The following is a 26,121-nucleotide window of genomic DNA, read 5'->3' on the forward strand; positions in this document are numbered from 1 at the left end:
ACCACCGACACGAAAGAGCCCCGGACTGGCTGGTCCGGGGCTTTTTGTTGCGCTAACCTATCCTTTTGCCGAAATCCTTGAGGATTTCGCGGGCTGCATTGTGGCCGGGGGCGCCGGTGACGCCGCCGCCGGGATGGGTGCCGGCCCCGCATTGGTAGAGGCGTTTGATCGGGCTTCGATGGTCGGCATGGCCGAGCACGGGGCGGGCAGAAAAGAGCTGGTCCAAGCTGAGCGCGCCGTGGAAAATATCGCCGCCGACGAGGCCGAAAGTCCGTTCCAGGTCCTTCGGTGTCAGGGCCTGATAGCCTAGCACGCTGTCCCGGAAACTCGGCGCCCAGCGCTCGACTGTGTCGAGCATCACCTGTGCCACCTCATCGCGATGATCATCCCAGTCGCGGCCACCGGACAGTTCCGGCGCGACATGCTGGCAGAACAGGCTGGCGACGTGCTGGCCGTCCGGAGCGAGGGTTGGGTCGAGGGTTGAGGGGATCAGCATTTCGATGATCGGTGAGGTCGACCAGCCCTGGCGGCGCGCGTCGATATAGGCCTGTTCCATATAGGCCAGCGAGGGCGCCATGATGATGCCGGCGGTCAGGTGGTCGCCCGGGCCGGGCAGGGCGGTAAAGCTGGGCAGGCGGTCGAGCGCGACATTCATCCGGAAGGTGCCGGAGCCGCATTTATAGTGGCGGATGCGCTCGTTGAAATCGGCCGGCAGGGCGGCGGGATCGACCAGCGAGCCGAACAGGAGTTTCGGGTTGAGATTCGAGACCACGGCTCGGGCGCTCAGTTGCTCGCCACTGTCGAGCACTACCGTACCGGCACCGCCATCCGCGACCAGCACTTCGCGGACCGGACAGCCGGTGCGGATCTCGACGCCGCGCGCCTCGCAGCAACGGGCCATGGCCTGGGTGATCGCGCCCATGCCGCCGATGGCATGACCCCAAGCACCCTTCTTGCCATTCACCTCGCCGAACAGATGATGTAGCAGCACATAGGCGCTGCCCGGCGTGTAGGGGCTGGCGAAATTGCCGACAATGCTGTCGAATCCGAACAGGGCCTTGATGGCGTCGCTCTCGAACCAGCCATCGAGCCAGTCGCCGGCCGATTTGGAGAACAGGTCGAGCAGGTCGCGCCGTGCCGTCATCGACATGGCGCCGAGCCGTCCGCCCAGATTGGCGGCTTTCATCATCTCCGGCAGCGCGCCCAGCCAGCTGCCCTCGGACAGGTTGGGCGGGGTTTCCAGCACCAGCGAGCGCAGCGTGTCGGCGACCACTTCCAGCCGGGCGCCATACTCGGCCAGTCGTTCGGCATCACGGGTTGAGAATTTCGCGACTTCGTCGCGCGTCAGCCCGTCTCCGGCCAACAGGTATCGGTCGTCCTCGAGGGGTAGGAAATTGCCGATCTTCCGCTCGACGATTTCCAGGCCATGCCCGTGCAGGTCGAGATCGGCAATGATTTTCGGGTTGAGCAGGGAGACGGTGTAGCTGGCCACCGAATTGCGGAAACCGGGATGAAATTCCTCGGTGACGGCCGCGCCGCCGACAACGTCCCGGCGTTCCAGCACGGTGACCTTGAGGCCGGCCTTGGCCAGGTATGCGGCGCAGACGAGGCCGTTATGGCCGCCGCCGACGATCAGGATATCGCGGTCGAGGCGGGTCTGGCCGGGGCGCTGCGGGCGCGTTGCGGTGAGGGCGGTCATGGCGCGGCAGATTGGCCGTGAACCGGAAAAAGCGCAATGCAGCGTGGAGGTTGTGGCGCTGGAGGCCTGTTCAGACAGGCGTGTTGAAAGCGCCGGCCACGTCTTTCGCCAGCACCAGGGCGCGGCCTTCGGCGATTTTGACGCCGCCGGACGTCGTGCAGGTCGTGGCCAGGTCGACCAATTGCTTGTCCGGACGCAGGCGGGTGATCTCGACCCGCGCGATCAGTGGCTCGCCGAACGGGGCGTCGGCCAGGAAACGGGTTTCCTGCTTGAGATAATTGGTCCCCTGGCCTGGCAATTCGACGCCGAGCAGGTAGGAGAAGAGTCCGTTGATCAGGGGTTCCGGCACACGGGCGGTTTCCGGCGGGGCGCCGGTCAGCGTGTGCAGTTCGGCGGCATCGGCGGGCGTGAAGCGGCGCTGCGTCTGTGCCGATTGGCCGATTGTCAGCGCGGCGCTCATGCGGTTACCTCGGTCTGGCCGAGACAGGTCACCACCCCGTCGCCGAGGCGGGTGACTTTCAGGGCGATCACCATACCGTCAGGCGTTTCGCCGGTTGTTTCGGCCTCGAAACGAAGGGGCTCGCCGACCGGGCTGGGGGCCGGATACTGTGTGTCCTGGCGGATCTGCCGGGCAGCGGGACGGATTTGCGCCACCAGCCCGCGCAACACCGAGCACAGCAGGGCGCCGTGGGCGACGGTTTTTGCGAACCGGGTTCCAGCCGCGAAATCCGGATCGACATGGATCGGATTGTCATCGCCGGACAGGCGCGCGAAAGCGTCGAAATCGGCCTGGCTGAAGGTCTTGTCCAGCACGATATGAGCGGTTGTCGGCCGCGGCTTGGTGGGGGTCATCGCACCCCCTCCGGGCGAGGCAGAAGATGTTTCTGGACCTTGCCGGCGGCGGTGCGCGGAAAGTCGGTGCTGCGCAGGAAATGGCGCGGCACCTTGTACGCGGCCATGCGCTCGCGGCACCAGGCCCGCAGCGCCTCGTCGCTGACGCTTTGGCCTTCGCGCAGGATGAGATGGGCGCAGCCGACCTCGCCCCATTTCTCGTCGGCGATGCCGGTCACGGCGGCTTCGAGGATGGCGGGGTGTTCATCGAGCAGGTTCTCGACCTCGGCCGGATAAACATTCTCGCCGCCGGAGATATACATCTCCTTGATCCGGCCCGCGATATAGCAATAGCCCTCATCGTCGAACCGGCCCAGATCGCCGCTTTTCAGCCAGCCATCGGGCGTGAACAGCTGGGCCGTCTCACTGTCGCAATGCCAATAACCCGGTGTCAGGCCGGGACCGAAAAACTGCACTTCGCCGGTCTCCCCGGCCGGTAGGGGTCTACCCTCCGGTGTCGCGATGCGGGCCTCGATGAGGAGTTGCGGCTTGCCAACCGAGCCGATCTTGTCGAGCGCGTGTTCGCGATCCATCAGGAAGGCGGTCGGGCCGGTCTCTGTCATGCCGAAACCATTGCACACGACCGCGCCGCGGGCCGCAAACTGCTCGATCAACACGTCCGGCATCGGCGCACCGCCACAGGCCCAGTGGCGCAGCCGGGTCAGGTCAGTGGTGGCGAAATCGGGATGCAGGGCAAGCTCGCGATAGACCGCCGGCACACACAGCATGACATCAAGCCGGCCGGCATTGATCAGGTCGAGCACGGCGCCGGCCTCGAAACCCGGCAGGATATGGTTGAGGCCGCCGGCCATCAGCACCGGCAAGGTGTGCAGATTGATGCCGGCGGTGTGGAAGAGTGGCAGGAAGTTGAGGCTGGCATCGCCGTCGCGCAGGCCGATGGCTTGTGAGATGTTGACGTAATTCACCAACGCCATGCGATAGGTCTGGATCACGCCCTTGGGGCGCCCGGTCGTGCCGGACGTGTAGATCAGATACCAGGTCTCCTCGCCGGGCCAGGCCGGCCGGCCGGGGTGTGGTTCGGCGGCGTTCCGGGCGGCCGGCCAATCCTGCTCCAGGTCAAGCAGCGGCGTGCCGTGCGGCTGCGCGGCCTCGGCCGCAGTCGCTGTGTCCTCGGCACCGGTCAACAACAGGCTCGGCGCGCAATCGGCGAGCAGGTCGGCCAGTTCACGGGCCGGCATGCGCCAGTTCAATGGCGCGAGAATGGCGCCCAGCTTGGCACAGCCGAACAGGGCCTCAAAAAATTCCACCCGGTTGCGGCACAGGATGGCAACCCGGTCACCGGGGCCGACACCGCGATCAGCCATCAGCGTCGCGGCCCGGGCGCAGCGGTCCTCGAGTGCGGCAAAACTGACAATCTCGCCGGATTTGACATCGTGGAAGGCCGGGCGATCGGGTGTCAGGGCTGCGCGGCGGGCAGTGATGTCGGTGACGATATCCATCAGCGAACCGCCTCCCGGTGTGGTGCGAGGAAGGCCGCCATGCGCGACCGGGTCTCCGGCCGTACCAGCAGGTCGCAGAAGGCCGCACGCTCGCGGTCGAGCCGGTCACCGAGCGGATCGCGGCCCTGCCGGGCATCAAGCAAGCGGCGGCTGGTGGTGGCGACAGCGGGATCGTGGGCGGCGAGCGTTGTGATGATGTCGGTCAATGCAGCGTCGAAGCTGCCGGCCTCGGCGAGGCGGTCGACCAGGCCCATTTCGAAGGCGGCGACGGCGCTGACGCGGTCGTCCAGGGCCAGCCAGGCGCCGGTTCTGGCGCTGCCGATCCGCTCCGGCATCAGGGCGGTCCATCCCCCATCGGGAGCAAAGCCCATCTTGGCGTAGTAGGGCTGGATGAAAGCGTCGCGGTGCATCAGGACGGCATCGCAGGCCAGCATCAGGCCGATTGCGCCGCCGGTTACCGGCCCGTTGACGGCGGCAATGCTGGCGCAGGGCAGGGCCCGCAGGGCAAGGATGGCACGGTTGAGGGCGCTGACGAGTTGGTCGCCATAGGCTTCCAGCTGAGCCAGATCGCCGGTTCGGGCGTGAAACTCGCCGATATCACCGCCGCTGGAGAAGGCCCGACCCTCACCGGTCAGGATGACGGCGCGCGCGTCACCGCAATCGGCCAGAGCCACACAGAGCGCGTCCAGCAGCTCCGGTGTCAGCGCATTGCCGCGCCGTGGCCGGTTCAGCCGCAGCCGCACGATTGTGCCGTCGCGGTCAATGAGGAGCGGTGGTGCTGCGCCGGTATCTGTCATGGCTTCAGGCCGTTGGCGATCAGGTCCGAGACGACGCGGGCGATGTCTTCCGGGTCGCGGTCACGCTCCCAGATGCCGAAGCGCAGACCCATGAACACGCTCATGCCGATCAGGGCCCAGGCGCGTTTGCCCTGGTCTCCGGCCCGCACTTCGCCGCGTGCCTCGGCCTCTTCCAGATTGCGCTGATAGCGCTCCATGAAGACGTCATAGTGGGCCTTGTAGGCGTCCGGCGCGACGAACTGGCTCTCTTCGATGATGCGATAGAGATTCGGGTGGGCCCGGGCGAACTCGATATAGGCGACGAGGCCGCGATGCTCGGTTTCCAGCCGGTCCGGTGCGCCTTTGACACGTTCGGCGATCCAGCCGCGTGTCATCTCGCCCATATGGGCGACGAGGGCGCGGAAAATCTCGTCCTTGGAGTCGAAATAGACATAGAAAGTTCCCAGTGCCACCGAGGCCCGGCGCGTGATGTCGCCGATCGAGGTGGCATGAAACCCGTTCTCTCCGAAGGCGCCCTCGGCGGCCTCCAGAAGCTTGTTCCGGGTCCTCAGACCGCGGGCGGTTTTGGGTCTTTTATCGACCGTGCTCGTTTCAGAAGTTGACATATGATTCAGTTTTCACAAAATGGCTCCTAAATCAATATGACACGATCCAGCGAAAATTGGACGGTCGAGGGGAGATGCAACGTGGCCGAAGCGCAGCCGCACAGATCAGACGAGGGTGGGCGCCGCGCGCAGCACCTGACGCTGCGTGACGGCACCGTGATGGCCTATCGCGATCTCGGTCAGGGTCCGGCGCTGGTTCTGGTCCATGGTTGGGCCGCCTCAAGCGAATTTTTCGATACGATTGCGGATCGGCTGGCCGACGAGCACCGGGTTCTGGTGCCGGACCTGCGCGGCCATGGCGAGACGCCGGCAGGCGCAGGCGCGGCTTCGATTGCCGATCTTGCCGATGACATGAATGAGTTTCTCACCGCGCTCGGTCTCGACCGGGTCGTGATGCTGGGCTGGTCGATGGGGGCCACCGTCCTGTGGTCGATGATCGAACGCCACGGGCCCGACCGGCTGGCCGGCATGGTGATCGAGGATATGAGTCCGCGCATTCTCAATGATGAGAGTTGGGCGCTGGGCATGTCGAGCGGCATGGATGTGGAAGCCTCCGTCCGCGCCACCGCCGCCATGCGCGCCGACTGGCCGGCCTACGCCGCCGCCTTTGCGCCGCGCATGTTCGCCCGGGATCGCGCCGCCCGCGAGCCGCAGATCGTGGCCGATGCCTTGACTTTACTGACAGCCCGCAACGCCGATGCCATGGCGGATTTGTGGGCGTCGATGGCGCAGCAGGATCTGCGCGCAAGCCTTCCGGGAATGGCCATCCCGGCGCTGATCGCCTTTGGCGAACGCAGCGATGCCTATGGCCCGGAGACGAGCCGCTATCTCGTCGAAACCCTGCCCGCCGCCACGGCGCACGGGTTCGCCCACTCCGGGCATGCACCGCACCTCGAGCAACCGGAAGAATTTGTCGACGCGGTCAAATCCTTCGCCCGCCAGGCCCTGGCGCAGGCGACATCAAAACAGACCATCGAGGGGAGTATCTCATGAAACACTTCAAGACCCTGACGGGCACCGCGCTTCTGTTGAGCACGGTTGCCGCATCAGCCCTGGTTGCGGCACCCGCCGTCGCCCAGGACAATGGCGCGTCGGAAAGCCGTGACGTCATCACCGTCACCGCCCGCCGCCGCGAAGAAACACTGCAGGACGTGCCGCTGTCCGTGTCCGCCATGTCCGGCGAGGACCTCGAGCGCATGGGGGCTCTCGACATTGTCGCGATTGCCGACACCACGCCGAATATCACGCTGGAAGTGTCGCGCGGTACCAATTCGACCTTGTCCGCCTTCATCCGCGGTGTCGGCCAGCAGGACCCGGTTGCCGGTTTCGAAGCCGGTGTCGGTATCTATGTCGACGACGTCTACCTGAACCGTCCGCAAGGCGCCGTGCTCGACATTTATGATGTTGATCGGATCGAAGTGCTGCGCGGTCCGCAAGGCACGCTCTACGGTCGCAACACGATCGGTGGCGCTGTCAAATACGTCACTCGCCGTATCGATGCCGACGAGCCGACCATGACGGCCCGCCTCGGCATTGGCAGCTATGGCCAGCTCGACACCGTGCTGTCCGGCAGCGCGCCCTTGACCGACACTTTCCGCGTCGGCGGCTCGATGGGCCGTTTCACCCGTGACGGTTTCGGCGACAACCTGACCACCGGCGAAGACAATTACGACAAGAATGTCTTCGGCTATCGCGTTTCGGCCGAGTGGGAACCGACGGATAATTTCTTTGTCCGTCTGGCTTATGACAATGTCTCCGACACGTCGAATGCCCGTGGCGGTCACCGCCTGACGGTCGGTGCCCTGTCCGGCGCGCCGGTTCTGTCGGATGTGCATGATACCCGCGCCGGCCTGAATGTGGTCGACCAGGAAGTTGAAGGCGACGGTCTTGCCCTGACGGCCGAATGGCAGATCAACGACAACTGGACCGTCCGCAATATCCTTGCTGATCGTTCCGACACCTCGGTCACGCCGATCGATTTCGACAATCTGGCCTCGGGCGATCTCGATGTTCCGGCGATCTACGACAACGAGCAGTTCTCCGAGGAGTTCCAGCTGCTCTATTCCGGCGAGCGCCTGAACGGCCTGGTTGGCTATTACTATCTCGATGCCAGTGCGATGACGGTGTTTGACGTGCTGCTGGACAATGTCCTGGCCGGTCTCAACGCCCAGACCTTCGGCGAAGTGGACACCAAGACCTGGTCGGTGTTTGCCAACTTCACCTATGATCTGACCGACGAATTCTCGCTGACCCTCGGCGGTCGCTATACCGAGGACGAGCGCACCTCGCGCGTCCTGCGCCGCACCTATCTGGGTGGATTCTCGGAATTCTTCGGTGGTAGCGGGTTCTCGATTGCAACGACATCGGACTTCCAGGGCACGAATTCCTGGGATGATTTCTCGCCGACGGCATCGCTCGCTTGGCAGCCCAATGACGCGAATAATTTCTACCTGACCTATTCGCAGGGCTTCAAGGGCGGTGGTTTCGACCCGCGCGCCCAGACGACCGGCGCCCCGGACTTCGACCAGAATGGCACGGTCGAGGCGGACGAAATCTATGAGTTCATGAGCTTTGATCCGGAAACGGTCGACAGCATCGAGATCGGCTGGAAATACCAGGGCAATGGCTATCGCCACAGCCTGGCCGTTTTCAACATGGACTATACCGACATCCAGGTCCCGGGTTCGGTCGGCATTGATACCGACAATGACGGCGTCAATGACAGCTTCACCGGCGTGACCACCAATGCCGGTGCCGCGACCATTCGCGGTATCGAGTATGAAGGCTCACTCGATCTCGGCACTGACGTGTTCAGCGCTGGCGACATCATGACGCTGGGCTGGGCCGTTGGCCTGCTGGACGGTGAATACGACCAGTTCATCAACGCCTTCGGTGTCGATGTTTCCGATGACGTCGTAATCCAGAACACGCCGGACACGACGGCGTCGGCGACATTGACCTACATCACGCCGATGCGTGGCGGTGACCTGTCGGTGATCAACACGATCAGCCATCGCGGTGCGTCCAGCCAGTTCGAATTCCCCTTCCCGCTGCTTGACCAGGGTTCCTACACGCTGTGGAACGCCTCGGCTGTCTGGGAAGGTGATGATGGTCACTGGCAGTTCGGCCTGCATGGTCGCAACCTGACCGACGAAGAATACAAGGTCTCCGGCTATGACTTCGTCAACAACACGACCCTGGCTCCCGAACTCGGCGCCGAGGGCACGCTGGTTGCCTATTACGGTCCGCCGCGGACCTTCACGGCGACCCTGACCTGGCGCTACTGATCCGGCTTGTCCGGCGGACGGGAACCTCCCCCGTTCGCCGGAACCGGGCTATCCTGCGGCGGCGCCCCTCCGGGTGCCGCCGTTCATTTTATTTTTGCGATGAGGTTTGCCATGCGTCTGGTCATCGGTCTTTTGCTCGGTCTGGCTTTGCTGGCCGGTCTCGTTGTTTTCTGGTTGCAGCGGGAAAATGCGGACGCGCCCGACCCGGTCGGCGATGACATCGGCGTCGCGGCAATCCCGGTCATGATCGACTCGCCCTGGTGGGGTGAAAGCGACCGTCTGGTCGATGTTGACGGGGTCATGACGCGGGTCCGCATTGACGGGCCGGACGACGCCCCGGTCCTGGTCATGGTGCACGGTTTCTCGCACTCGCTGGAGAGCTGGGATGCCTGGGCGGCCGACTTGTCGGCCGATTATCGCGTGGTCCGCATGGACTTGCCGGGGCACGGTCTGACCGGACCGGATCCGCAATCCCGTTATTCCGTGCCGCAAACGGTCGAGTTCCTCGATCAGCTGATGGCAGAACTCGATATTCCCGAGGCCACGCTGGTCGGCAATTCCCTGGGCGGGCTGGCGAGCTGGCGGCTGGCGGTGGCGCATCCGGACCGGGTCAACCGGCTCGTCCTGCTGGCGCCCGGTGGTTATTCGATCAATGGCGTGACGGAGGAACCGGTGGCGGTGCCAATGCCGGTGCGCTTTTATCTGACCCAGGCGCCGCAACCGGTGATCCATGCTGCGACACAGGCCCTGTTCGGCGATGCCGCGCGCATGCCGGAGGGCATGTCAGACCGCGTCTATGCGTTGATGCAGGGCGACGGCGTCGGCGAGGCGATGATTGAGCGGCTGGAAGTTTTCACCCTGCCGGAACCGTCCGCCGACCTGGCCCGGATCGATGTGCCTACCCTGATCCTGTGGGGCGAGGCCGACCGTGTCGTGCCACCGTCGCTCGGCCCCCTGATGGCAGCCACCATCCCGCAGGCACAGCTGATCACCTATCCCGGTCTGGGGCATGTGGTGCATGAGGAAGCGCCGGACCAGACAGTCGCCGACATGCGGGCCTTTCTGGCGGCACAATAGTCCGGTCGGCGTTTCGGCGTCAGGCCTTGCGGCGCTGGGCGATCTCGGCTTGCAGGTCGGCCCAGTCCTTCGGGTCGACATCGCTTTCGCGCAGTACGACGACGCCCAGCCCGTTATCGGCGGCAGTGCTGTCGCCGCACAACAGGCGACCAAGTGCATGGGTGCGGGCGGTCTCGCGATTGAGGCGTGGTCGGTAGACGGTATCGCGGCCGGCCTGCTGGCGCTCGACGGCGCCCTTGCGGCGCAGCCCGTGCAGCAGGTTGAGCGTGGTCGCGGCCGGCTGACGTGTGGCGATGGCGAGTTCGCTGACCGAGGCGCCGCCGCGGTCCCACAGGATGCGCATGGTGGCATTCTCGTCGTCGGTGAGGCGTTGTTGGCTCTGGCTCATCATCGTCATCCTTCCACAAGTCGGTCCTGACCTGAATTGCAACAGGTCTGGTGTGTTAAGGATTTGTTTGCAAAGCTCGCGCCGAAGATCGCCATCAAAGTCATGCGATCAGTCTGGGGGAGCACATGGCGCAAGACAAGTCATCCGCGCGCAAGGCCTATTGGCGCGCCAATCTTGGCCTCATGGGCATATTGCTGGCGATCTGGTTTACCGTATCCTTCGGTTTCGGCATCCTTTTGCGTCCCTGGCTGGACCATGTATCCCTTGGCGGCGCGCCGCTGGGCTTCTGGTTCGCGCAGCAAGGCTCGATCTTCACCTTCATCGTGCTGATCTTCTACTACGCCTGGGCGATGAACCGGCTCGAAGCGCGCTTTGCAGACCAGCTCGGCAGCGATGACATGCCGCCCCCCATCCCGCCGGGACAGGAGGACGCGTCATGACCCCGACCCTGTTCTGGACCGGTTTCTTCGTCATCACATCCTTCGCGCTCTATATCGGCATCGCGATCGCCTCGCGGGTCGGCTCGACGGACGAATTCTACGTCGCCGGGCACCACGTCCCGCCGGTCTTCAACGGCATGGCCACGGCCGCCGACTGGATGAGCGCCGCCTCCTTCCTGTCGATGGCCGGGCTGATTGCCTTTTCCGGCTATGACGGCTCCGTCTTCCTGATGGGCTGGACCGGCGGATACGTCTTGCTGGCCTTGCTGCTGGCGCCCTATCTGCGGCGTTTCGGCAAGTTCACCGTACCCGACTTCATCGGCGACCGCTATTATTCCGATACCGCCCGCGTGGTTGCGGTGATCTGTGCCATCTTCGTCTCCTTTACCTATATCGCCGGCCAGATGCAGGGCGTCGGCATCGCCTTCTCGCGCTTTCTGGAAATCCCCATCGAGGCCGGTGTGGTGATCGGGGGACTGGTCGTGCTCATGTACGCCACGCTCGGCGGCATGAAGGGCATCACCTACACCCAGGTCGCCCAGTATTGCGTGATGATCTTTGCCTTCATGACGCCGGCCATTTTCATCTCGCTGCAGCTGACCGGATCGCCCGTCCCGCAGCTCGGTTTCATCGGCAATGTGGCCGACGGGACGCCTTTGCTGGTCAAGCTGGACGGCATGCTGACCGAGCTTGGCTTCGCCCCCTATACGGACGGCTCGAAATCGACCTTCGACGTGTTCGCGATCACGCTCGCCCTGATGGCGGGAACGGCCGGCCTGCCGCATGTCATCGTGCGCTTCTTCACCGTGCCCAAGGCGGCGGATGCCCGCAAATCGGCCGGCTGGGCGCTGCTCTTCATCGGCATCCTCTATGTCACCGCCCCGGCGGTCGCGGTCTTTGCCCGCACCAATTTTATCGAGACGGTGAATGAGAGTGTCTATGACGCCGAGACCACCACCCTGGTCGAGGGCGAGCGCGAAACGCCGGACTGGTTCCACCGTTGGGAAAACACTGGGCTTCTGGCTTTCGAGGACCTCAATGGCGATGGCCGCATCCAGTATCGTGCCGATCCGGCGACCAATGAGGTGACCACGCTCAATCGCGACATTTTCGTGCTCGCCAATCCGGAGATTGCCAACCTGCCCGGCTGGGTGATCGGTCTCGTCGTGTCCGGCGGCATCGCGGCCGCCCTGTCCACCGCGGCCGGCCTGTTGCTGGTGATCTCGTCCTCGATCTCGCACGACCTGTGTCGCAAGGTGTTGTTCAAATCCATGACCGACCGGCAGGAGCTCCTGATCGCCCGACTATCGGCGACGGGGGCGGTGCTGATCGCCATCCTCGCCGGCATCTATCCACCGGGCTTTGTCGCCTCGGTCGTGGCGCTGGCCTTCGGGCTCGCTGCCGCCAGCTTCTTCCCGGCCATCCTGCTCGGCATTTTCTGGCAGCGCATGAGCAAGGAAGGGGCGATCGCCGGCATGGTGACGGGGCTGGGCGTCACCGGTGCCTATATCCTCACCTACAAGATATTCGGCTGGATCCCGAATGATGCCGAACACTGGATCCTTGGCGTATCGCCGGAAGGTTTCGGCACGATCGGCATGGTCATCAGCTGTATCGTCTCAGTCACCGTCTCGCTGCTGACACCCGCTCCGCCGGCCGAGGTCAGGGAGCTGGTCGAACGCATCCGCGCGCCCTAGATCCCAGCCATGATCCCCTATCTTCTCAATCTCGCCCTCATCCTTGCCGTGATGGTGCTGGCCTGGCCGTTCAGCGTGCCGCGCAAGGACCCGTCCTATATCGACGCGATCTGGCCCATCGGCTTTCTGGTGCTGGCGCTGTCCTCGCTGCTGTTCGCCGGGGCAGATGGCGCGACCTGGTATGTCGGCCTGGTCGCGATCTGGGCCCTGCGCCTGGGGCATCACCTCTTCACGCGCTGGCAGCATGAGGGGGCGGACAAGCGCTATCAGAAACTCCTGCAGCGTTCGCCGCCGGGCAAGGAAGCGATCTTCATGCTGGTCACCGTCTTCCTCCTGCAGGGTGTCCTGCTGTGGGTGACCGCCCTGCCGATCCAGCATGCGGTGATGGAGGGGGCCCGCTTTGCCACGCCTGCTGCGATCGCGGGGGTCATCCTCTTCGGCATCGGTCTTGCCTTCGAAGTGATCGGCGACCGCCAGCTCGCCGCCTTCAAGGCCGATCCGGCCAATAAGGGCCATGTCATGGATGCAGGCCTCTGGCGCTATACTCGCCATCCCAATTATTTCGGCAATGCCGTCCTGTTCTGGGGCCTGTGGCTGATCGCCGTCGCCGATGGCGATGGCTGGTGGACCGTTATCGGTCCGCTTTTCCTCACCTTCACCCTGACCCGCTGGACCGGCGCCAAAATTCTGGAAGACGGCCTGCATGAGAGTCGCCCCGGCTATGCGGATTATGTCGCCCGGACGCCGGGCTTTGTGCCCTGGTGGCCGAAGCGGGGGTGAGGGGGTGCGTGGTTATGGAAGCTCTGCGCCGGCGCGTATCTCTTGGGTGTCGTGCTTTACCCGGCTTTTCCGGGGCCGGCGGCGTAGGCGGCGAGCAGGTCACCGAATTCCTCCATTGGCGGGAAAGCCTCATAGCTGTGCGGGGCCGTTATCGTGACGCCTTCGAGCCGGTCTTTGGTGCAGGTTTCCAGGAAGGGCGTGAAGCCGGACGGGTCGTCCAGCATGGGGGTTCGGACATTCACGAAATCCATGCCGGTCGGGCGGGTGAAAACCCAGCTCAGGCAGTGCGGGCAGTGGAAATGCCGGATGTCGTCACCGTGCAGGCCGCCAATGACGGGTTCGCCTTGGGTTACTGCAAACTGGGCGTCGGGGACAGCAACCGTGAGCGAATAGGCGCCGCCGCTCATGCGCTGGCAGCCCCGGCAATGGCAGGCGGCCGTGAACAGGGCCGGTTCGGTCAGGCGAAATCGCAGCTCGCCGCAGCGACAGCCGCCGTTTCGGGTTTTCTGTGCTTGCGTCATGTCTGATGGCTCCCGCTTGGTCATGCGTGTGGTTGTCGCTCGCGCCGCCCGAGAAATCCATCGGTTCAACGATCCGCCTCATCCGGTTCCGGTTCGAGGGGCATGTCCCAGACCGACCCTGTGGGCGCCTCGACCGGTTGTTCCTCACGCCAGCGCTTGAAATAGACAGTGAAGGCCCGCTCCCAGGCCTTGTCGATGCGGGCCGTCGCCTCGCATTCCAGCTCACCACGATACATGCCCATTCGGCGGGGGATCATGTTGGCCCGGAAGGTCCGTTCATACTCGGCCTGCAGGCCCTCGGCCTCGTCGAACAACCGGTCTTCGTAGTCAATTTCCACGCCGTTGAATGTGTCGTATATTTCAACGAAGGGCATGCTCTGCCCCCTGAAAAACCAGTTTATCACCGGCCAGCCCGCGACCTCATCCTGGAACCAGGCGTAGATGCGCGCCTCGTCTGATTGCGGCCGGACCATCCCCCACTGGAAAACGCTGATCAACACCATCCAGAAGATCATCTTGCCCTGGAAAACGCGGATCCAGACCGGGATGCGTTCGCGTTTGGGGCGGACGATGAGGACGCAGAACCACAGCGCCAGTGTGACCGCATAAAGACTGGTCCATTGTAGTGTCGCCATGCCGAACATCTCGCGGTCGAACCACCAGTCATAGAACTCGCGGCAGTTGTAGGAGACGGTCGAAAACAGATGGATCAGATACCAGAAAAAGGCCGCCAGCATGATGACCCAGGTCGTCATCCAGGCATGGCGCACGGGAAGGGGCGCGGACCGTTCAACCTTGCGGCGGACGCGTCGCCTCATCCGGCACCACCGGGCAGCGCCCGAGCGACCAACGAATGTCCAACGGCCAGCCAGTTCTGATCTTTCAGGGCGCGGGCGATACGGGCGAGGATCATTCGTCCAGCTCCGCATTGATGAGGGCGAGCAGGGCGCGCGCCTCGTCCTCCCGGGCCAGGATACTGGCGGTCTGGAACTGCCCGGTTTCCCGACTGGTTCGCAGATAGGCGAGGAAGGCGGGATTGTTGCGGGCGGCGTCGAGCACGGTGTCGATTTCATGGTCGGAGAATAGCGAGAACCCGTGCTCGAACAGTACCGGCAGGGCCGCGCTGCGAATGTCCCGGAAGGTGTTCAGATTTCTCTGGAAATCGTCATAACCGGCATAATAGCGCTGGATGGAAGAGCGCAGCTCGCCGGCCTCGATCAGGCGCAGGCTGCCGCCATTGACCAGGCTTTGATATCCCGTACGTCGCCCGGTGACGCCGCGGATCAGATTGACCCGCGCCAGAAGCATCGGCAGGTCGGCCTCGGTCACGGTGGGCAGGAGGGTCGCGTCAACCGTGCCGCCAGGCGCTGTCGACATCGATCGCAACCCGGCCCCGTCATTGGCCTCGGTCAGCAGGTACTCCGCCGCGGCGAGACGCCAGAGGCTGGCATCGCGGGTCAGCTCAATGGCCGTGATGTCGGCCCGGATATCATCGCGAACTTCGTGCAATTGCCGCGTGATCACGTCCTGTTCGGCGCGGTCGGCATTCCAGGCCGTGACCTGAAAGCCGATCACCACACCCAGGATCACGATCACGAATTCGATGCCGACGGCGAGCCAGTTCTGGTCTTTCAGGGCGCGGGCAATGCGGGAAAGGATCATGGTGCGTTTGCCTCCGGGGCGTCGTCGGGCATCGCCGCGAGCACGTCACGGGCCCGTTCCAGCGTGCCCTGATGCCAGACCCGGTTGGCTAGGTTGGCGCGAGTGGTGAGGCGGGCAGCTCCGTAGACCGCGGCCGAATGGCGGATCGCCGCGAAGACGTCATAGAGGTGTGGCGGCAGGCTGTCGGGATCATTCGAGGCGTAGGCCTGAACCTCCAGAAGCAGGCCGGCATTGTCGGTGATCAGTCGCGCCAGCGAGGCATAGGCCAGTTCCTGGCGACGCACCTGCTCGTCAAACTCCACGAGTGCCTCGCGCAGGGCTTCGGACCGGATCAGGCGCATCTCGCCGGAGGCGACCAGCTCGGCATAGGTCGCCGAGCGTCCATTGGGGACCGGCGTGCCGATGGCGTTTTGCAGGCTGGCGAAGAATTCAAGATCGCTGACCTCGCTCTGGTTTCGGCGCAGTAAGGCCTCGAAGGCATGGCCGGCCTCGATACGGGCATCCAGTTGTTCGATGACGGTTGCGGTGCGCGTTTCGATCTCGGTGAAGTCGGTGTGCAGGCGTTCCAGGATCAGCGCTTCGCGTTGATGCTCGATCCGGGTCTCATTCCAGGCAGAGATCTGGAAACCGATCACCACGCCGGCCAGAACGATGATGAATTCGACGATGACGGCGAACCAGTTCTGGGTCCGCAGGGCCTGGGTGATGGAGGTGAGGATCATGGCGAGGTCTCCGGGGCGGGCACGGGCGAGGGCTGGCCCAATTCTTCCGCCAGTGAGGCGCGAAGCTGGTCGACCTCGTTTTTCAGCACGCGCAGGAAAAGGGCGGCCGAGCGATTGAGATAGATCGCAAAGGCCAGGTTGTTGGCCAATTCGGCGTCTTCAGGGGTGAGACTGTCCGCCAGGAGGACCGAGTCCACGCCCAGACCGTCCATCGTGACGCGAAGATGGGGACGGAGGGTGGCGACGATATCGACCTGCTGGGCCTTGATCTGGTCGATGACCCCGTGGGCATCGGCCTCGACCAGCGGTAGATTGGCCAGTTCCGCGCGCAGTGCCTCATTGCGGATGAGGCCGAGCCGGCCGCTGGAAATCAGCTCGTGCAGCGCCGCCGACTGGATCTGGACTTCCGAAACACGGGTGATGGCCAGAAGCGCGAACGTCTCGCGCGCCATCGCCTCGCGGTCGCCGGCATCGAAGGCGGCGAGAAAGCCTTCCGCCTGCTCGCGTGCATCATCAAGATCGCCGCTGGCATCGTCGAGCTCGTCACTGACCACCGCAAACTCGCTCAAAAGCCGTTCCAGATAGGCCTGCTCCAGCCCGCGTTCCTGGCGCGCCTCATTCCAGGCGGAGACCTGGAAACCGATCACCACACCGGCGATGACGATGATGAATTCCAAGCTGACGGCGAGCCAGTTCTGTTCGCGAACAGCCTTGGAGATCCGGGCGAGGATCATGTGTCAGCCTCACCGTCCGGCTCCGGCCGGTCGATGCGCCTGGCGCGGACCACGAAGAAGAAGCCGAGCGAGCCGATATAGGTGACGGCCAACAGGACGGAGATCATGACCGGCATATTCCCCATGCCCGCACCACCCGGCCCGGCCGGGCCGAGCCAGGCGAGGTCTGCGGACTGGCCGGCAGTCTCGTGGATATGCACGCCCAGGGCGGCAAAGTCGGAAAAGGCGAAGAGGACGCCCGACCCGGTCATCACCGCTCCGATCGAGTAGAGCAGGAGAAAGAGCGCCGCGACCCAGCGCTCCATGCGGTGGGCGAGGAAAAAGGACGCCGTCAGCATCGCAAAAACCAGCGCCATGAAATTGGAAAAGATGAAATTGGCGGTGTTGAGATATTCCGAGAATAGCAGCGCCAGTTCGAAATCAGACATCGTCACCGCCTCCCCAGCCGGTTGAGCGCCAGTTTTCAACAAAACCGCAAGGTGTGAAAGGGGGATGGCAGCGGGTTTGGTCCCCGTCGCGCAGCAAGCCGGGCGCGACGGGGAGAGGGTCAGACCCGGTGTGGCAGGAGTTTGCGGTTGCGCAGCAGGGCCGCGGAGATCAGGCTGACCAGCACGCCGATCGGGAAGATTTCGATGAAGGTCATCGGCAGGCGGAACCACCAATTACCGTACAGCTCCATCATGGCGCTCATCTCGTCGCGGAAGGCAGCCAGTTCCGCAGCGGTCGCGCCGGCCGCTTCGCGGGCGGCGATCTGGCCGTTGAGATAGCTGTCCATGAAGGCGCGGTCGGTGGCGTTGAAATAAATCTCCCAGGCGACGACGTAGAAGACGGCAGCGAGAGCCGCGACCCCGAGGCCCAGGGCGAGCGCTGGCCAGAAGCGGATCACCCCGCCCAGATTGATGTCGCGATGGCGTTTGATGGCGACGAAGATGATGGACAGTGACAGCAGCATGCCCAGATAGCCGATGGCCTCCGAGCCAACGCCGTCGGACCCGGCCAGCAGCGTCATGCCGAGGATCAGGAAGAGGGCGACAAGGCTGCCGGCGATGCTGCCGAAAACGAGAATGATACGGGTCATGATGTCGATATCGCCCGGTCGGGCGCCTCCTTGTTTGATGGACCGGTCCAGCCTGCCGGTCCCGCGCCGCGCGTCGTCACCCGGATGGGTGATTGTGACGAAATCACCCGTCTGACCGGGTCGTCGGAGTGGGCGTATCGCCCGCCGCCGGGATCAGGCGCAGGTCGCGGGCGGTCTCGATCGCCTGGATGCGGCTGGTGACGTCCAGCTTGTCGAACAGGCGGGCGATATGGGTCTTCACGGTATTGGGCGAGACGCCGAGCGTGCGGGCGAGTTCCTTGTTGCTGTCGCCGCTGACCAGGGCTTCCAGCACGTCCAGTTCGCGCGGGGTGATGGCGAGGGACTTCAGCGCCGCCTCATTGCGCACGAAGGGCGCGGGCGGCGCCCGGCGCGTGAGCCGCATCCCGACCCAGACCCCCAGTGCCGCGAAGGCGGCACCGATCAGCCCGATCATGATTTCAAGCGGGATCATGCGGGCCCAGAAGCGGTATTGCAGCCATTCCAGCGCGAAGGCCCCGAGCGCCAGCGCCGCCGCGTAGAGCAGGACGGGGCGCCACAGGCCGCGTATGCCTGCACGGTCAGTCACAGGCGAAATCATCAGCGCCGACCGGTCGGCAGGGAGCCGGGAAACCGTGCTCGCGCCAATAGTCGAACGTGCCGCTCGATCGCATCAATTGCCGGAAGGCCGGTGTTTGCCGATAGCGCGAGGCGCCGGGTTGCCAGATCGACACCGGCGAGACTGGCAGGCCCTCTGCGCCGAGCGGGGTGAGCAGGAGCGACAACAGCAAGGCGGGGTGGTCACGATCGTCCGGCGGCATGTAGTCGAGCGCTTCGCGCAGGAGTTCCGAATGGTCGCCATCCGGGGTCTGATAGGCGTCATAAATCTCCCCGAGGCGCGGAAACCCCGGCAATATCCAGGGCTGATTGGCCGCAATCAGGAAGGCAAGCCGTTCGTCATTCTCCTCCAGAACAGCGAAATTGACCCATTGAGTGGTGCTCAGCCCGTTGGCCAGATTGGCCTCCAGTGCCGCCAATGCTTCGTCCGTTCGGCCCATGGCGGCCAAGGTGTCGTAGTAATTTTCGGCGCATGCTGCGTACCGCGCCTCGATCTGCACGCAGGTCTGGAAGCTTGACAGGGCACCGTCCAGATCGCCGACAAAGAGCCGGCCCATGCCCAGCCAGTTATGGATTGTGGCGTCGTGGGGATTGAGCGCCGCCGCTCGATTCAGGTCCGTGAGAACCGAGCCAATGTCGCCCGGCTCGCCGTGGAACATCATCCGCTGCGATCGATGGCTGGCCCGAACCGCGATGGCAAGCGCATTGTCTGGATTCAGCGCCAGGGTTTGCCGGGCATAGCTTTCGGTCAGGGCCGCCTGGTCCACCCCGGCTTCGGGGCCATAGCCATGGGACCCCCGCACATTTGAAATCGCTGCCCGCAAGGCCCAGGCTGCGGTGAAATCGGGTGATTGCCCGACGGCCTGCGCCAGCAGGTCGGCGGCGACGTCGAGATCGGCGCGGCGATGGAAGAGGTCGCGTGCCTGCAGATAGAGGTCATAGGCATCGACACTGTCCGTCAGCGGTGCGACCGCAATTTCGGGCGCTTGAATGTCCAGAACCTCGCTGAGGGCGCGGACGATGGCATTGGCGATCTCGTCCTGGATGGCGAACAGGTTTTCCGCCGTCAGCGACTGGTCATAGGTCTGCGACCATAAATGCACATCGGTGCGGGCATCGATCAGCTGGGCGGTGATGCGGATCGTGTTTCCCGAGCGACGGACAGATCCTTCCAGCACGTGGCGAACCCGCAGCCGCTCTGCGATCTCGGGCACGCCCATCGTATCACTGCGATACTGGAAGGCCGAGGTCCGCGAGGTGACGTCCAGCCCTTCGATCCGGACCAGGACATTGAGGATCTCCTCTGAAATCCCGTCCGAGAAATATTGCTGGTCACCGGCCGGGGAGAGGTCGAGGAAGGGCAGGACGGCGATCGAATTGTCACTGGGGATGCCGTCGGCGACCGCGCCTGCGTCCGCTGTCGGCATTTCCGATTGGCCGGGCCGGGTCAGCATCTGGCTGCCTGCAATCACAGCGACGATGATAAGGGCCCCGATCAGCGCATAATCGGGCATTCCCGCCGCCGGGACATGACTGGCCTTGTCCGCCGGCCCGGTCTTCTTCAGCCCGTCCGGTGAGAGTTCGAAGGCCCAGGCGATGAAGAGAATGACCGGGAAGCCGGCCAGCAGCAGGACCAGGGCGAGACTGTCAGCCCAGTCGGGCAGGCCGGCAGCGCCGCCGATCGTTGCCACCACCTGCATGATCAACCAGGCAACCACCAGATAGGCGGCGGCGACGCGAAACACGCTGCGACGGCGCAATTCGGCAATCAATCCCAACATCTGTTCCGATTTCCCCCGGTAGTTGCGTGGCATCCTGACCATATTGGCAGAATAGGCAAGCTGACGCGGGACCCGGTCGAGCCGGGGCATCGGGCAAAGAAAACGCCCCGTCCGGGCAGACGGGGCGAGAGGTCATGACAGGTCTAGCGGGTTTGGGGGATGCTAGTCCTGCTCGTGAAGCCAGGCTGCGTGCTTGGGTGCGCGCTTGGTCTGGCTCCATTCCTCGATCATCGCCGGGGCGACGCGTTTCAGTTCGGCCATCTGCTCGTCGGTGCCGGTATTGGCGGCGAGTTCCAGACGGTGGCCATTCGGGTCGAAGAAGTAGATCGACTTGAAGATGCCGTGATTGACCGGGCCAAGCACGTCCAGGCCTTGTGCCTCGATATGCGCCTTGGAGGCCAACAGCGCGTCCATGTCCTCGACTTCGAAGGCGATGTGCTGGACCCATTCCGGCGTATTGCCGTCGCGGCCCATTTCCGGCGAGTTGGGCAGTTCGAAAAAGGCCAGGACATTGCCCATGCCGGCGTCCAGGAAGACGTGCATGTACGGGTCCGGCGCCTTGGTCGAGGGGACTTCGTCCTCGGCAATGGCGAGTTTGAAATCCATGCCCATGACACGCTGGTAGAACTCGACCGTCTCTTTCGCGTCCTTGCAGCGATAGGCGACGTGGTGGATGCGCTTGATGTTGACGGACATGATGTCCTCCTACTCGGCTGCGTTGATGACGCCGCGTTCGATCTGGTCGCGTTCGATGGATTCGAACAGGGCCTTGAAATTGCCTTCGCCGAAGCCTTCATCTTCCTTGCGCTGGATGAATTCGAAGAAGATCGGGCCGATCGCCTTGCCCGAGAAGATCTGCAGCAGCAGGCGCGGCTGGCCGCCTTCGGTGGTGCCGTCGAGCAGGATGCCGCGCTTCTTGAACTCTTCTGTCGGCTCGCCATGGCCCGGCAGGCGGTCTTCCAGCATGTCGTAATAGGTGGCTGGCGGCGCTGTCATGAATTCGGTGCCGGCCTTTTTCAGACGGTCCCAGCATTCCAGCAGATTGTCGCAGGAAAAGGCGATGTGCTGGATGCCTTCACCCTTGTACTCGCGCAGATATTCCTCGATCTGGCCGACGGCTTCGGACTTCTCTTCGTTCAGCGGGATGCGGATCAGACCGTCCGGTGCCGTCATGGCACGCGAGACCAGGCCGGTATATTCGCCCTTGATGTCGAAATAGCGGATCTCGCGGAAATTGAAGAGGTCCTCGTAGTACTTGGCCCAATAGTCCATCCGGCCCTTGTAGACATTGTGGGTCAGGTGATCGATCACGTTGAAGCCACAACCCTCGGGGTGGATGTCGACGCCGTCGAGATAGACAAAATCGATGTCATAGATCGACTTGCCGTCCTCGAAACGGTCGATCAGATAGACCGAGGCGCCGCCAATGCCCTTGATCGCCGGGATGACCAGCTCGGAAATGCCCGGCTCGGTCAGCACCGGCTCGGCGCCGCGCTCCAGCGCTTCCTCATAGGCCGCCGCCGCATCGCGAACGCGAAAGCCCATGCCGCAGGCTGACGGGCCATGTTCCTTGGCGAAGAAGGACGCTTGCGTGTCGGGCTCGTAATTGATCAGGAAATTGATCCCGCCCTGGCGCCACAGCTCGACATCCTTGGAGCGGTGATTGGCGATATGGGTAAAGCCCATGGCCTGGAAGACCGGCTCGATGATGCCGCGCTCTGGGGCGGTGAATTCCACGAAATCGAAGCCGCAAAGCCCTATCGGATTTTCGAACAGGTCAGCCATGTCATCTCTCCTGGAGTGTCGGGGCGACGCCGTGGGGCCGCTCCCGGACCGGGGCGGAGGCGCGCTGTGTTCAATGTGCCCCTTGACTACCTTATTGGTTGCTATTGCGTCAAGTTGTGATTGCAACTATCATGGTGTCATGACCCAGACGAACACCCATGCAGCCAGCCCGTCCGCTGACGCCCTGGCGTCCGCCGACCGATCCGACCTTGCCGAGACGTCGGCCGACTTCGTGACCGACGTGGACTGCGAGCCGATCCGGCTCACGGAATACTGGCCCTACCAGGTCACCGTGCTGGCCGACCGGATCGCCCGTCTGACGGCGGCCATCGTCAAGCGCGAGGCCGGACTCAACCTGTCGCAATGGCGGGTGCTGGCGGCGATTGCCGAGGCGCCCGGGCGGACGGCGGTTGAGGTGGTGACGGTGACACCTATGGACAAGGGCATTGTCTCGCGCGCCACCAAGGCGCTGCTGGAAGGCGGTCTTGTGGTGCGCCGGGCATCGCAGGCCGACGGCCGGGTCAGTCATCTCTACCTGACCAGCAAGGGCAAGACGGTCTATGCCCGTTTGCGTCAAGCGGTGGAAGTGGTGCCGCTCGCCGCCAACCGGATGATGGATGCCGGCGAGCAGGGGGCGTTTTGTTCCCTTGTGACACGACTTGCCAATTCCGTGCCGGACGAAGCGCGATAGACAAGCGAATCGGCTCATCAAATATCACCGTATGTCAGCCAGTCCCGGTGTATAGGAAGGTCTCGAATCAAGGTCGGTTTTCCGTGCGCCAGGCGATCATTATTGCTGTCCATGTCCTGATTTCGGTGGTTTTTGCCGGAATTTCCGGCCTTGCTGCGCACAAAATCCTGATGTCGTCCCTGTCGATGGCGCGGGCCGAAATGCTGCAATCCTATATCCGGGTACGGGCGGATCGCGAGCAGACCCTGTTCGACGAAGCGCGCACTCTGGCCGAGGCTGCCGAGGCCGCTTTCCTGCGCCGTCACGCCCTGATCGATGGCGAGGATATCGTCGACGACTTCAACGCCTTGTTCCCGCCCTTTGGCGACGGCACCCGGCGCAGCCATCCCGACCTGTTCGACGGCCGCTCCCTGCCCGGCGCCGATCATGTGTTCGGCATCGGCGCCTATATGGGCGACGGCGAGAACATGACCATCGAGGAACAGCGCCGCTACATGGCCGGCTTCCATGTCGTGCGCGCCTTCGGTGAAGCGCATCTGGGCGAATTCTCCAGCCTGTACTATTTCACGCCGGACCGCCGCGTCGTGATCTTTGCGCCGGAGCGCGCCGACCGGCTCGCCTTCTACCGCTATGAGGCGCCGGCTGATTTCAACCTGCAGGCGGATGAAGACCCGCGCCTGTTCAGCCTCGAGACCAATCCCGACAGCGCCATGCAATGCACCCGCCTGTCGCGTTTTGTCTATTCCGACGGTGGCGAGCGCTCGGCGACCGCCTGTCGCAAACCGATCCGCGTCGATGGCGAGCTGATGGGGGCTTTCGGCACCTCGATCGACATGACCGAACACCTGGCCTCCTCGCTGGAAGCGCCGCCGGCCGGTGGCGTGAATCTGGTGTTCGACCGCGACGGCAGTGTCATCGCCCGAGGGCAGACCCTGCAGCAGGCCCGCGCGATCGGTATCAACCCGGTCGAGATCATGGCCCTTCTGCGCGATGATCCGCGACCGCGCGGTGTCGTCGGAACGCCGCGCAGCGAGTTTCTGGTCGCCTTCAGCCGGATTGCCGGTCCCGACTGGTATTTTGTCTCGGTCAGTCATCTCGCCGAAATCAAGGCCGCCTCGGATCGCTGGGGCTGGCGATTGTTCTGGTTCATCCTCGTGGTGTCGCTGGTGATCACCTCGCTTCGTGGCTTGTTGCGGCGCTCGAACTTCGTGCGCGCCTTCCTCGAACCGCAGGCGCCAGCCCCGGCGACGCGTCGCTACATGTCGACCCCGGCCCGCCCGGGACAGGACGCCAAGCCGCCCCGTGATGCCGGTCCGCCGCCGGGCGGACACTGACCGGCCGGGCACCCGCTCATCAACTCTTGACGCCCGTGCGCGGAATAAGCACTGGCCAGCCACGCCCTCACAGCGTATGAGGGCGCGCCTTTTCACGACAGGAATGACATCATGAGCGCGTCCCTCGACAAGCTGCGCAATATCGCCATCGTGGCGCACGTTGACCACGGCAAGACCACGCTGGTCGACCAGCTGCTGCAACAGTCCGGAACGCTGGGCGAGCGGGCCAATGTGTCCGAGCGCATGATGGATTCCAACGATCTGGAAAAAGAGCGCGGGATCACCATCCTGGCCAAGAACACCGCCGTCACCTGGAATGACTGGAACATCAATATCGTCGACACCCCCGGCCACGCCGATTTCGGCGGCGAGGTTGAGCGCGTCCTGTCGATGGTCGATGGCGTCCTGCTTCTGGTCGATGCGGTGGACGGCCCGATGCCGCAGACCTCCTTCGTGACCAAGAAGGCGCTGGCCCGCGGCCTCAAGCCGATCGTCGTGATCAACAAGGCCGATCGTCCCTCGGCCCGCCCGGACTGGGTGGTCGACCAGACCTTCGACCTGTTCGACCGTCTCGGCGCCAATGAGGAACAGCTCGACTTCCCGGTCGTCTACGCGTCGGCCCTGCAGGGCTGGGCTGCCAATGAGGCCGGCGTGATCGGCACCGACATGACGCCGCTGTTCGAGATGATCACCGCCCACACGCCGCGCCCGGATGTCGACCTCGACGGCCCGCTGCAGCTGCAGGTCTCGGCCCTGGACTACTCCTCCTTCACCGGTGTGATCGGCATTGGCCGGGTCGCCCGTGGCCGTGTCGCCCGCAACCAGCCGGTCGTGGTCGCCAAGGCCGATGGCAGCGAACAGCGCGGCAAGGTGCAGCAGATTTTCGGCTTCCATGGCCTCGAGCGGGTCGAGCGTGAGAGCGCCCAGGCGGGTGACATCATCACCTTCACCGGCATCGACAATCTGAAAATCTCCGACACGCTGTGCGATCCGGCCAACGTCGAGGCGCTGCCGCTGCTCTCGGTTGACGAGCCGACCCTGTCGATGACCTTCCAAGTCAATGACAGCCCCTTTGCCGGCCGCGAAGGCAAGTTCGTGACCTCGCGCAATCTCAAGGAACGTCTCGACCGCGAGCTGATCCACAATGTGGCGCTGAAGGTCGAGCAGCAGGACAATCCGGACAAGTTCACCGTCTCCGGACGTGGCGAACTGCACCTGTCCATCCTCATCGAAACCATGCGCCGCGAAGGCTTCGAGCTGGCCGTCGGTCGTCCGCGCGTGGTCATCAAGGAAATCGATGGCGAGCTGTGTGAGCCCTATGAGAGCCTCACCGTCGACCTCGAGGAAGACCATCAGGGCGGCGTCATGGAAAAGCTCGGCCAGCGCAAGGCCGAGATGAAAAACATGGTGCCGGACGGGCATGGCCGCGTCCGCATCGACTACATCATCCCGACCCGCGGCCTGATCGGTTTCCGCTCGGAATTTCTCACCCTGACCTCGGGCACCGGCCTGATGTTCCACACCTTCGACCACTACGCCCCCAAGACCGGCGGCGAGATCGGCCAGCGTCACCACGGCGCCATGGTCTCGATGATCGACGGCAAGGTGCTGGGCTTTGCCCTGTTCAACCTGCAGGAGCGCGGCAAGCTCTTCGTCGGACACGCCGTCGAGGTCTATGAAGGCATGATCATCGGCGTCAATTCCCGCGATGACGACATGATCGTCAATCCGACCAAGGGCAAGAAGCTGACCAATATGCGGGCCTCGGGCACGGACGAGAACATCGTCCTGACCACCCCGATCAAGCTGACCCTGGAATACGCGCTGGAATTCATCAATGACGACGAACTCGTCGAGGTGACCCCCCAGACCATCCGCATTCGCAAGACCTTCCTCAAGGAACACGAGCGGAAAAAGGCATCGCGTTCCGCGGGTTAGAGTCAAAACACCTTGTCATCCCCGTTGGACGTCCGGCGAAGGCCGGACGCAGGACGGGGACCCATATGCCCGCCACTAGTTAGGTCCCTGACTTTCGCCCCGCCTTCGCGGGGCGGGAACCTGCGCCCGCGCAAGCGGG

General features: G+C 63.9%; 27 protein-coding genes. 9 read left to right on the forward strand and 18 right to left on the reverse strand.

Going from position 1 to position 26,121, the window contains the following annotated elements; translation table 11 throughout:
* Positions 1-52 precede the first annotated feature (52 nt).
* The 6 genes from AWH62_RS00295 to AWH62_RS00320 form a co-directional block, all read right to left on the reverse strand.
* The gene (locus AWH62_RS00295) at positions 53-1,699 is read right to left on the reverse strand and encodes an NAD(P)/FAD-dependent oxidoreductase (RefSeq protein WP_075188467.1); all 1,647 of its coding nucleotides are present in this window, start codon (positions 1,697-1,699) and stop codon (positions 53-55) included.
* Positions 1,700-1,769: 70 nt separating this feature from the next.
* On the reverse strand, positions 1,770-2,159 hold the full coding sequence (locus AWH62_RS00300; protein ID WP_075188468.1) for a phosphate acetyltransferase: 390 nt from the start codon (positions 2,157-2,159) through the stop codon (positions 1,770-1,772).
* Entirely contained in the window at positions 2,156-2,551 is a 396-nt protein-coding gene (locus AWH62_RS00305; protein WP_075188469.1) for a MaoC family dehydratase, read from the reverse strand. Before AWH62_RS00305 ends, AWH62_RS00300 begins: the two co-directional genes overlap by 4 nt.
* Complete coding sequence (locus AWH62_RS00310; protein WP_075188470.1) at positions 2,548-4,050, reverse strand: long-chain fatty acid--CoA ligase; 1,503 nt, start codon at positions 4,048-4,050, stop codon at positions 2,548-2,550. The genes AWH62_RS00305 and AWH62_RS00310 overlap by 4 nt, the downstream gene beginning before the upstream one ends.
* Positions 4,050-4,847, reverse strand: a complete 798-nt coding sequence (locus AWH62_RS00315) for an enoyl-CoA hydratase/isomerase family protein (RefSeq protein ID WP_075188471.1) — start codon at positions 4,845-4,847, stop codon at positions 4,050-4,052. The genes AWH62_RS00310 and AWH62_RS00315 overlap by 1 nt, the downstream gene beginning before the upstream one ends.
* Positions 4,844-5,452 (reverse strand): TetR/AcrR family transcriptional regulator, encoded by a 609-nt coding sequence (locus AWH62_RS00320; RefSeq protein WP_075188472.1) that lies wholly within the window; start codon positions 5,450-5,452, stop codon positions 4,844-4,846. Before AWH62_RS00320 ends, AWH62_RS00315 begins: the two co-directional genes overlap by 4 nt.
* 81 nt (positions 5,453-5,533) lie before the next feature.
* Between AWH62_RS00320 and AWH62_RS00325 the strand changes: the two genes are divergently transcribed.
* The 3 genes from AWH62_RS00325 to AWH62_RS00335 all read left to right on the forward strand — a co-directional run bounded on the left by AWH62_RS00325 (position 5,534) and on the right by AWH62_RS00335 (position 9,816).
* On the forward strand, positions 5,534-6,445 hold the full coding sequence (locus tag AWH62_RS00325; RefSeq protein ID WP_075188473.1) for an alpha/beta fold hydrolase: 912 nt from the start codon (positions 5,534-5,536) through the stop codon (positions 6,443-6,445).
* The gene (locus AWH62_RS00330; protein WP_075188474.1) at positions 6,442-8,739 is read left to right on the forward strand and encodes a TonB-dependent receptor; all 2,298 of its coding nucleotides are present in this window, start codon (positions 6,442-6,444) and stop codon (positions 8,737-8,739) included. Before AWH62_RS00325 ends, AWH62_RS00330 begins: the two co-directional genes overlap by 4 nt.
* 111 nt (positions 8,740-8,850) lie before the next feature.
* A complete protein-coding gene (locus tag AWH62_RS00335) occupies positions 8,851-9,816 on the forward strand; it encodes an alpha/beta fold hydrolase (RefSeq protein ID WP_075188475.1) in 966 nt (321 codons plus the stop codon).
* Positions 9,817-9,835: 19 nt separating this feature from the next.
* Here the strand turns inward: AWH62_RS00335 and AWH62_RS00340 are convergent, their stop codons facing one another.
* Positions 9,836-10,204: a BlaI/MecI/CopY family transcriptional regulator gene (locus AWH62_RS00340; protein WP_158025517.1), complete on the reverse strand. Its 369-nt coding sequence runs from the start codon at positions 10,202-10,204 to the stop codon at positions 9,836-9,838.
* A 125-nt stretch (positions 10,205-10,329) separates the two neighbouring features.
* On the opposite strand from AWH62_RS00340, the gene AWH62_RS00345 reads away from it, so the two are divergent.
* The 3 genes from AWH62_RS00345 to AWH62_RS00355 are packed head-to-tail and all read left to right on the forward strand — an operon-like array spanning position 10,330 to position 13,121.
* Positions 10,330-10,644, forward strand: coding sequence for a DUF4212 domain-containing protein (locus tag AWH62_RS00345; protein ID WP_075188477.1), 315 nt, complete (start codon positions 10,330-10,332; stop codon positions 10,642-10,644).
* Positions 10,641-12,341, forward strand: a complete 1,701-nt coding sequence (locus tag AWH62_RS00350) for a sodium:solute symporter family protein (RefSeq protein ID WP_075188478.1) — start codon at positions 10,641-10,643, stop codon at positions 12,339-12,341. The genes AWH62_RS00345 and AWH62_RS00350 overlap by 4 nt, the downstream gene beginning before the upstream one ends.
* 9 nt (positions 12,342-12,350) lie before the next feature.
* Positions 12,351-13,121 (forward strand): DUF1295 domain-containing protein, encoded by a 771-nt coding sequence (locus tag AWH62_RS00355; RefSeq protein ID WP_075188479.1) that lies wholly within the window; start codon positions 12,351-12,353, stop codon positions 13,119-13,121.
* Between the two features lie 56 nt (positions 13,122-13,177).
* Here AWH62_RS00355 and AWH62_RS00360 read toward each other — a convergent pair whose 3' ends face one another.
* From AWH62_RS00360 to hppD, 11 genes are all read right to left on the reverse strand, one after another.
* Positions 13,178-13,642, reverse strand: a complete 465-nt coding sequence (locus AWH62_RS00360; protein WP_075188480.1) for a GFA family protein — start codon at positions 13,640-13,642, stop codon at positions 13,178-13,180.
* 65 nt (positions 13,643-13,707) lie between these two features.
* Positions 13,708-14,460: a hypothetical protein gene (locus AWH62_RS00365; protein WP_075188481.1), complete on the reverse strand. Its 753-nt coding sequence runs from the start codon at positions 14,458-14,460 to the stop codon at positions 13,708-13,710.
* Between the two features lie 91 nt (positions 14,461-14,551).
* Positions 14,552-15,304, reverse strand: a complete 753-nt coding sequence (locus AWH62_RS00370; protein ID WP_075188482.1) for a hypothetical protein — start codon at positions 15,302-15,304, stop codon at positions 14,552-14,554.
* Positions 15,301-16,026 (reverse strand): hypothetical protein, encoded by a 726-nt coding sequence (locus AWH62_RS00375; RefSeq protein WP_075188483.1) that lies wholly within the window; start codon positions 16,024-16,026, stop codon positions 15,301-15,303. The genes AWH62_RS00370 and AWH62_RS00375 overlap by 4 nt, the downstream gene beginning before the upstream one ends.
* A complete protein-coding gene (locus tag AWH62_RS00380; RefSeq protein ID WP_075188484.1) occupies positions 16,023-16,760 on the reverse strand; it encodes a hypothetical protein in 738 nt (245 codons plus the stop codon). The genes AWH62_RS00375 and AWH62_RS00380 overlap by 4 nt, the downstream gene beginning before the upstream one ends.
* Positions 16,757-17,188, reverse strand: a complete 432-nt coding sequence (locus tag AWH62_RS00385; RefSeq protein WP_143742840.1) for a hypothetical protein — start codon at positions 17,186-17,188, stop codon at positions 16,757-16,759. Before AWH62_RS00385 ends, AWH62_RS00380 begins: the two co-directional genes overlap by 4 nt.
* Before the next feature lie 119 nt (positions 17,189-17,307).
* Positions 17,308-17,838 (reverse strand): DUF4199 domain-containing protein, encoded by a 531-nt coding sequence (locus AWH62_RS00390; RefSeq protein ID WP_075188486.1) that lies wholly within the window; start codon positions 17,836-17,838, stop codon positions 17,308-17,310.
* A 103-nt stretch (positions 17,839-17,941) separates the two neighbouring features.
* Positions 17,942-18,397, reverse strand: coding sequence for a response regulator transcription factor (locus tag AWH62_RS00395; RefSeq protein WP_075188938.1), 456 nt, complete (start codon positions 18,395-18,397; stop codon positions 17,942-17,944).
* Between the two features lie 19 nt (positions 18,398-18,416).
* Positions 18,417-20,234, reverse strand: coding sequence for a hypothetical protein (locus AWH62_RS00400; protein ID WP_143742841.1), 1,818 nt, complete (start codon positions 20,232-20,234; stop codon positions 18,417-18,419).
* A gap of 162 nt (positions 20,235-20,396) precedes the next feature.
* A complete protein-coding gene (locus AWH62_RS00405; RefSeq protein WP_075188488.1) occupies positions 20,397-20,930 on the reverse strand; it encodes a VOC family protein in 534 nt (177 codons plus the stop codon).
* 9 nt (positions 20,931-20,939) lie between these two features.
* Positions 20,940-22,019, reverse strand: coding sequence for a 4-hydroxyphenylpyruvate dioxygenase (gene hppD, locus AWH62_RS00410; protein ID WP_075188489.1), 1,080 nt, complete (start codon positions 22,017-22,019; stop codon positions 20,940-20,942).
* Positions 22,020-22,158: 139 nt separating this feature from the next.
* On the opposite strand from hppD, the gene AWH62_RS00415 reads away from it, so the two are divergent.
* The 3 genes from AWH62_RS00415 to typA all read left to right on the forward strand — a co-directional run bounded on the left by AWH62_RS00415 (position 22,159) and on the right by typA (position 25,982).
* Positions 22,159-22,710 carry a MarR family winged helix-turn-helix transcriptional regulator gene (locus AWH62_RS00415; protein ID WP_075188490.1) on the forward strand — a complete coding sequence of 184 codons (552 nt, stop codon included), beginning with the start codon at positions 22,159-22,161 and terminating at the stop codon, positions 22,708-22,710.
* Between the two features lie 83 nt (positions 22,711-22,793).
* Positions 22,794-24,044, forward strand: coding sequence for a cache domain-containing protein (locus AWH62_RS00420; protein ID WP_075188491.1), 1,251 nt, complete (start codon positions 22,794-22,796; stop codon positions 24,042-24,044).
* A 111-nt stretch (positions 24,045-24,155) separates the two neighbouring features.
* Complete coding sequence (gene typA / locus AWH62_RS00425) at positions 24,156-25,982, forward strand: translational GTPase TypA (protein ID WP_198928851.1); 1,827 nt, start codon at positions 24,156-24,158, stop codon at positions 25,980-25,982.
* The last annotated feature ends 139 nt before the right edge of the window (positions 25,983-26,121 follow it).

The sequence above is a fragment of the Maricaulis sp. W15 genome, assembly GCF_001924955.1.
GTDB lineage: Bacteria > Pseudomonadota > Alphaproteobacteria > Caulobacterales > Maricaulaceae > Maricaulis > Maricaulis maris.